The following is a 7,455-nucleotide window of genomic DNA, read 5'->3' on the forward strand; positions in this document are numbered from 1 at the left end:
GCCCCAATCGAGCAGCGGCCTGGCGCGCGAGGTGAAATCGACGAGATCGTCGACCAGCCCGGCCGAATAAATCGTCGCCGGATCGATGTCGTGCCGGACCACGAAATGCCGGTTGCGCACAGCCTGGGCGAGGTCGGCTTCGGTGGCCTCCTCGAAGCCGCGCGGCGCGCGCTTCAGGCGATCTTCCGCATCGAGTTCCAGGCCGGCCTTCTTCAGCGCCGCCACCATGCCGCGGAACGCCGCAGGCTTCGTCACGATCGCCTTGCGCATCGCCTGCAGCAATTCCGGCGCAGGCTGCCACCAGGCGACGCCGGCAAAGCAACGCTCGAGCCCGATATGCACGTAGAAGACGCCCTGCTCCATCTTGGTGCCATCCGGTGACAGGATGGCCGACAGATGCCGGTTGTAGGGCCGCTTGTCCTTGGAGAAGCGCACGTCGCGATTGATGCGGAACAGCGACTTCTTGCGATCGCCGCGCAGCCCAAGTCCGGCCGCGGTGAAGCGCTCTGTCAGCGTTTCCACGAGATCGCAAAACGGCTCATGCAGTTGGCTTTCATAGAGGCCGCGGTTCTCCTGGAACCACTCCCGGCTCTGATGAAAGTCGAGCGCCTTCAGGAACGGGATGGCCTTCTGCCCAAAACCCTTGAACGCGCCGGCCATCAGCCGCCCCTGCCGATGCGCTGCAACCAGGTATCTTCGTCGATCACCTCGATGCCGAGATCGGTCGCAACCTTCAGCTTGGAGCCGGCGCCGGGCCCTGCCACCACCAGATCGGTCTTCGCCGAAACCGAGCCCGCGACCTTGGCGCCGAGACGCTCCGCCATTGCCTTGGCCTCGGAGCGCGTCATCTTTTCCAGCGTGCCCGTGAACACCACCGTCTTGCCGGAAACCTCGCTGCCGGCCGAGATCTCGACGACATAGGGCTTCGGATGAACCTGCGCGAGCAGCGCATCGAGCACGTCGTCGTTGCGCTCGTTGCCGAAAAAGTCGCGCAGCGCGCCGATCACCGTGTCGCCGATGCCGTTGATCGACGGGAAGACGTCATGCGGATCCTCCGCCTTCGCCGTCTCCTTGCCGACGCGGATCAGTTCTTCGATGGTCGAGAACTGGCGGGCAAACACGGCCGCGGTGGTCTCGCCGATATGGCGTATGCCGAGCGCGAAGATGAAGCGGTCGAGCTCCGGCTCGCGGCGCGCATCGATTGCCGCGAACAGCTTGTCGAGACCCTCGTAGTTGCGCTCCTCGACGCTGCGCACATTCTTGCGCGTCTTGCCGGATGCCTCCTCGCGCAGTCTTGCCTGCTCCTCGCGCCGCTCGGCCAGCGCCTTGGTGACGGCCGGCCGGCGATCCTTCAGCGTGAAGATGTCGGCCGCGGTCTTGACCAACCCCGCATTGAAGAAGAGGTCGATGTTCTCGGCGCCCAACCCTTCGATATCGAGCGCGCCGCGCGACACGAAGTGGCGCAGCCCTTCCACCGCCTGCGCCGGGCAGATCAGCTCGCCGGTGCAGCGGCGGCGTGAATCCTCCTTGCCGGTCTTTTCGTTGATCTCGCGCGTCGCCGGCGATCCGCAGACCGGACAGGTGTGCGGGAATTCGTAAGGCACCGCATCGGCCGGACGTTTGTCGATGACGACGCTGACGATCTGCGGAATGACGTCCCCTGCCCGCTGGATCACGACCGTGTCGCCGATGCGGACATCGATGCCGTCGCGGATCGGCTGGCCGTTGCTGTCGAAGCCTTTGATGTAGTCTTCGTTGTGCAGCGTGACGTTCTCGACCACCACGCCGCCGACCGTGACCGGCGCCAACCTTGCAACCGGCGCCAGCGTGCCGGTGCGGCCGACCTGGATGTCGATCTTTTCCACCGTCGTCATCGCCTGTTCGGCCGGGAATTTATGGGCGACCGCCCAGCGCGGCTCGCCGGTGACGAAACCCCAGCGCCGCTGCAGCTCGAGCTGGTCGACCTTGTAGACGACGCCATCAATGTCGTAGCCGAGCGACGAGCGCTGTTCCTCGATCCGGTGGTACTGCGCGATCAGTTCGTCGATCGACTTCGCCCGCACCATCAACGGGCTGACCTTGAACCCCCAGTCCTTGAATTTCTGGACGGAATCGTACTGGGTCGGAGCCGGATCCGCTGTCGTATAGCCCCAGGCATAGGCGAAGAATTTGAGGTTGCGGCTTGCGGTGACGGCCGGGTCCTTCTGGCGCAGCGACCCGGCCGCCGTGTTGCGCGGATTGACATAGTCCTGGCCGCCGATCGCCGCCGAGCGCTGCTTCAGCGCCTCGAACTCGGCATAGGTCATATAGACCTCGCCGCGGATCTCGATGACATCCGGCCAACCCGAGCCGTGCAACTTCTTTGGAATATCGGCAATGGTCTTCAGATTGGCGGTGATGTCCTCGCCGACAGCGCCGTCGCCGCGCGTCGCGCCCTGCACGAACACACCGTTTTCATAGCGCAGCGAGGCCGACAGCCCGTCGATCTTTGGCTCGGCCGTAAAGGCGATGCCGAGATCCTTGTCGCGGTCGAAGAAGCGCCGGCCGCGCTCGATGAAATCGGCAACGTCCTGGTCGGTATAGGCCTTGCCGAGGCTGAGCATCGGCAAGGCGTGGCGCACCTTGGCAAAGCCTTCCGCCGGCGGCGCGCCGACCCGGCGCGACGGCGAATCCTCGCGCACGAGATCGGGAAAGCGCTCCTCAATGGCGAGATTGCGGCGCGCCAGCGCGTCATACGCGGCGTCCGAGATCGTCGGCGCATCCTCGGTGTGATAACGCCGGTCGTGCTCGGCGATCTCCGCCGCCAGCCGCTTGAGCTCCTCGGCGGCCTCGCTTTCGCTCAGCGAATCGACTGGTTTTTCCGACATGCAATGCTGTCCTCGAATTATGGCGCGCCACTATAAATCAGGATTCGGCATGGGGGAGTCGGCTTGCGAATAAATCAATGCTGAACAGCAGGATGCAGCCATCTGCTGACTCGGCTTCCGGGCGCAGAAAATAAGCTAGGCGGCGGCCGTGTTCTCGCGCAGCAGCCGCTCGGCGGCGGCGCGCGCCTCGTCGGTGATGGTGGCGCCCGCCAGCATGCGCGCGATTTCCTCCTGGCGCGCCGCGCGATCCATTTCGGCAATGCCGGTGGCGACGCGGTCCTTGCCGCCGGATTTCGAGATCAGGAAATGTGTCGCCGCGCGGGCCGCCACTTGCGGCGCATGCGTGACCGAAAGCACTTGCACTCTCTTCGAGAGCCGCGCCAATCGCTGGCCGATGGCGTCGGCCACCGCGCCGCCGACGCCGGTGTCGATTTCATCAAAGACAAGGGTCGGTGCCGAGCCGCGGTCGGCAAGCGCCACCTTCAGCGCCAGAAGGAAGCGCGACAGCTCGCCGCCCGAAGCGACCTTCATCATCGGCCCGGGCCGGGTGCCAGGATTGGTGCGCACCCAGAATTCGACCTGGTCGATGCCTTCTTCCATGCGGCTTTCGGCATCGCTCACCATCTCGACGATGAATTCGGCCCGCTCGAGCTTGAGCGCCGGCAGTTCGGCCATCACCGCCTTGGACAGGCCGGCTGCGGCGGCGTGGCGAAGCGAAGAGAGCTGCGCCGCCGAAATGTCATAAGCCTCGCGCGCGGCGGCGGCCTGCTTCTCCAGCCCGTGCAGCCGCTCCTCGCCGGCGTCGAGATCGGCAAGGTCCGCCGCCATCGTGTCGCGTAGCTGCGCCAGGTCGTCGACCGCGACATTGTGCTTGCGCGAGGCCGCGCGCAGCGAAAACAGCCGCTCCTCGGCCTTCTCGAGGCGCTGCGGATCGTATTCGGTGGCGCGAAGCGCCGTCTCGACGCCGGACTGCGCCGCGTCGAGCGATATCATCGCCTCGTCCAGCGACTTCACCACGTCGTCGAGCAGTCCCGGCACTTCACCTGCCTTGCGCTGCAGCCTGCGCAAAAGGCTGGCGAGCTGCGGCAGCGGCGAAGACGGCCCCGACAGCACGTCCTGCGCGTCGTGGATCTCGGACGCGATCTTTTCGGCGCGCATCATCTGGGCGCGCAATTCAGCCAGCTCGGTTTCCTCGCCCGGCTGCGGATCGAGCTTCGCCAGCTCGGCGACTGAGGCCCTGAGATAATCGGCCTCGCGCGCCGCCGCCTCGACCTTGGCGCGGTGCCTGGAAAGCTCCTGCTCGCAGTTTCGCCAGTAGCGCCACGCCTCGCCCGCCCCGCGCACAGCGCCAAGATGGCCGCCGAAACTGTCCAGCAATTCGCGATGGGCGCCGGGATCGACCAGCGCGCGCTCGTCGTGCTGGCCATGGATTTCGACCAGCGCGCGGCCGACGTCGCGCATCAGGGTCACGCTGGACGGCTGGTCGTTGACGAAGACGCGAGTGCGTCCGTCGGCCGTCTGCACCCGGCGCAGGATGATGTCGCCGTCGTCCTCGATATCGTTGTCGGCGAGCAGCGCCCGCGCTGGATGGTTGCGCGGTACATCGAACACCGCGATGACCTGGCCCTGTGCCGCGCCGTGGCGGACGAGCGAGGCGTCGCCGCGCGTTCCAAGCGCCAGCGACAGCGCATCAAGCAGGATGGATTTGCCGGCGCCGGTCTCGCCCGTCAGGACCGAAAGTCCAGGCAGGAAGTCGATGTCCAGCTTCTCGATCAGGACGATATCGCGGATCGACAGTCTGGACAGCATCAGGAGTGTCAGGCGCCGGTGATCAGCTTCCCGGCCTTGGATATCCACGACCCGGCATTTTCGCGCGGCTCAAGCCCGTTGCTCTGCAGGAGCTTGTAGGAATCCTTGTACCACTGGCTGTCCGGATAGTTGTTGCCGAGCACCGCCGCCGCCGTCTGCGCTTCCGACGTCAGCCCCATCGCGTAGTAGCTCTCGGTCAGGCGCGCCAGCGCCTCCTCGACGTGGCGCGTGTTGGAATAGGTCTCCACCACCGTACGGAATCGCTTGACGGCGGCGATATATTCGCGGCGTTCGAGATAGTAGCGGCCGATCTGCATCTCCTTGCCGGCGAGCTGGTCGGTGGCGAAGCGGATCTTGTCCTTGGCGTCGTCGACATATTCGGAGTTCGGCCAGCGCGTCACCAGGTCCTGCATGGTCTGCACCGTCTGGCGCGCTTCCTTCTGATCCTGGGTGACGTCCTTGATCTGCCGGTAGTAGCTCAAGCCGATGATGTACTGCGCGTAGGCGGCATCGTCGGTCGACGGATAGAGCGTGAGATAGCGCTTGGCGGAACCGATCGCCTCCTCATAATTGCCGGCGCGATAGTCGGCGAAGGCGCCCATCACCATCGATTTGCGGGCGAATTCCGAATAGGGATGCTGACGGTCGACGGCGTCGAACTTCTTGCTCGCCTCATCGAGACGGCCGGCATTCAGGTTGGCGAGGCCCTGATTGTAGAGAACGTCGGCGGGCTCGGTCTGGTCGACGTAGGTCGCCAGGTTGACGTCCTTCTCGGACGACATGCAGGCCGACAGCACCAGCGACGGGGCAATCAACGAAAACGCCAGGAAAACAGCCCGATGCGGCGCCTTCGATTGACCAACTCGCGAAAACAACATGTTTGAATTCCGCCCTTTCGGCGTCGTTTCGGTCCGGGCCGCAGCCATAAACCATTATCCCCTTGCCCGGCAACGCTATGTCCGGCCAATCGCACATTTTTGTGGCGGTTTGGCGCCTTGCCCAAAGCAGTATAATTTCATGGCCTTGTGATGCACCCGTGCAACACAAGGCCACCTACAAAGCCAGAAAATCGTTAAGAATCAGATCACCCAGGGCGCGTAGACCGGTCCGCTGACGGCGATCATTTCTGCCACGCGGCCGCGCTCGCGGCGTCGTGTCTCGACGATCTCGAAGGCCGTCCGGTCCGACAGCAGCCGGCGCAGCGCCGCCGCGTTCATTCGGTGACCGCCGCGATAGGAGCGGAAGCAGCCGATGAAGCGCGCGCCGGCAAGCGCCAGATCGCCCATGGCATCGAGCGTCTTGTGCCGGGCGAATTCGTTGGGGTAGCGCAGCCCCCCGACATTGATGACGCGGTTGTCGTCGCCGATGACCAGCGAATTTTCCAGCGAAGAGCCGAGCGCGTAGCCGGCGGCCCACAGCCGCTCGACATCCTTCATGAAACCGAAGGTGCGCGCCCGCGCGATGTCGCGGCGGAAGATGTCGGGGTTGATGTCGGAGGCAAAGAGCTGGCGACCGATCGCCGGGCTTTCGAAATCGATCTCGATCTCGAATCGCGTGCCGTCGTAAGGGCGGAATTCCGCCCATGATGCGCCGGCTTCGATGCGAACCGGCTTGACCACCCGGATATAGCGGCGCTTGACCGCCAGCGTCTCGATGCCCGCCTGGTCGAAGGCCTCGACAAAGGCCATGGCGCTGCCGTCGAGAATGGGAACTTCCGGACCGTCGATCTCGATGATGAGATTGTCGATGCCAAGTCCGAACACCGTCGCCATCAGGTGCTCGACGGTTCCGATATGCTCGCCGGCCGGATCGCCGAGCATGGTGCAAAGGTCGGTGGCGCCGACCTCGGAGACCAGCGCGCGGAACTCCCGGCCCTCGCCGCCATTCGACAGGTGGAACACGATGCCGGTGTCGGCGTCGGCGGGCAGGAAATGAACGGTGACGGGCTTGCCGCTGTGGACGCCCGTGCCGGTCAACGTCACGCGCGCTTTAACTGTCGTCTGATAGTCGTGCAAAGACAAACCCCATAAGCCCTAACTGCCTGCGTCCGCTTCATCAGCCTCTTGAGCATTTTCAGCCAGACGGATCGTCTTGCGTCCGCATGAATGCGGCAAATGAAACAAGGCATGCGGCTCTGATATGATCGGCAGGCAGGGCCAACTCCCCGAATCCCGGCAAACCGACTTTAGTCCGAGGCGAAGATAATGGCCCGTCCGAGAGACTCCAAATCACGGTTTCTTACCCTTTGTAACCGCGGCAGCGAGCGAAAAAACGCTCGTAACACTCTGTTTTACAACCACCTTTAACGCCAACAGGCAGACGATTTCTCGTCTGCCTGTTAACAACCGTTATATATCGTCAGCGATCAGCGGCCCGCTGTATCGATCAGTTGGCCTGGCGGCGCAGAAACGCCGGAATCTCCAACTGGTCGTCTTCCTGCACCGTGCGGCTCTGCGGCGTGAGGCGTCCCTGGTCGTCGAGTTGGCCGCGGCGCGGCGCGTAGAGCTGCGGGTCCTGGCTGGCGAGGCGGCGCATTTCCGGTGCCGCCTGGCGCAGTTTCGGCTCGCGCGGCTGCGCCGGCTGGAGCCGGGCCGGCTCTTCCTCGCGGCGGGTCAGGCCATTGGTCAGGCGCTTGATCAGCCCCATCGGCCCGCTGTTCTCGTGGTCGGCAGGGCGGCTCTTGGCTTCCACCTCGGCCTTCACCACCGGCGGAAAGTCCTCCACGCGCGGCATGCGCTGCGGCGCCTGTTCAGGAAAGCCGTCCCGCGCCGGTTCAACA

At 64.6% G+C, this 7,455-nt stretch carries 5 protein-coding genes and 1 pseudogene; all 6 read right to left on the reverse strand.

Annotated features, from left to right (window positions below; all coding sequences use genetic code 11):
• Window positions 1-660: TIGR02453 family protein (locus EOA38_RS22280; RefSeq protein ID WP_127300267.1), on the reverse strand; the 660-nt coding region annotated here is incomplete at its 3' end.
• Entirely contained in the window at window positions 660-2,867 is a 2,208-nt protein-coding gene (ligA, locus tag EOA38_RS22285; RefSeq protein WP_127300268.1) for an NAD-dependent DNA ligase LigA, read from the reverse strand. The genes ligA and EOA38_RS22280, both read right to left, overlap by 1 nt.
• A gap of 135 nt (window positions 2,868-3,002) precedes the next feature.
• On the reverse strand, window positions 3,003-4,676 hold the full coding sequence (gene recN / locus EOA38_RS22290) for a DNA repair protein RecN (protein WP_127300269.1): 1,674 nt from the start codon (window positions 4,674-4,676) through the stop codon (window positions 3,003-3,005).
• A gap of 8 nt (window positions 4,677-4,684) precedes the next feature.
• Window positions 4,685-5,554 (reverse strand): outer membrane protein assembly factor BamD, encoded by an 870-nt coding sequence (locus EOA38_RS22295; protein ID WP_126093095.1) that lies wholly within the window; start codon window positions 5,552-5,554, stop codon window positions 4,685-4,687.
• Window positions 5,555-5,755: 201 nt separating this feature from the next.
• Window positions 5,756-6,691 carry a UDP-3-O-acyl-N-acetylglucosamine deacetylase gene (lpxC, locus tag EOA38_RS22300; protein ID WP_189349983.1) on the reverse strand — a complete coding sequence of 312 codons (936 nt, stop codon included), beginning with the start codon at window positions 6,689-6,691 and terminating at the stop codon, window positions 5,756-5,758.
• Between the two features lie 370 nt (window positions 6,692-7,061).
• Window positions 7,062-7,455, reverse strand: a pseudogene (locus EOA38_RS22305) (cell division protein FtsZ); the annotation flags it as partial.

The organism is Mesorhizobium sp. M1E.F.Ca.ET.041.01.1.1 (assembly GCF_003997355.1).
Taxonomy (GTDB): Bacteria; Pseudomonadota; Alphaproteobacteria; order Rhizobiales; family Rhizobiaceae; genus Mesorhizobium.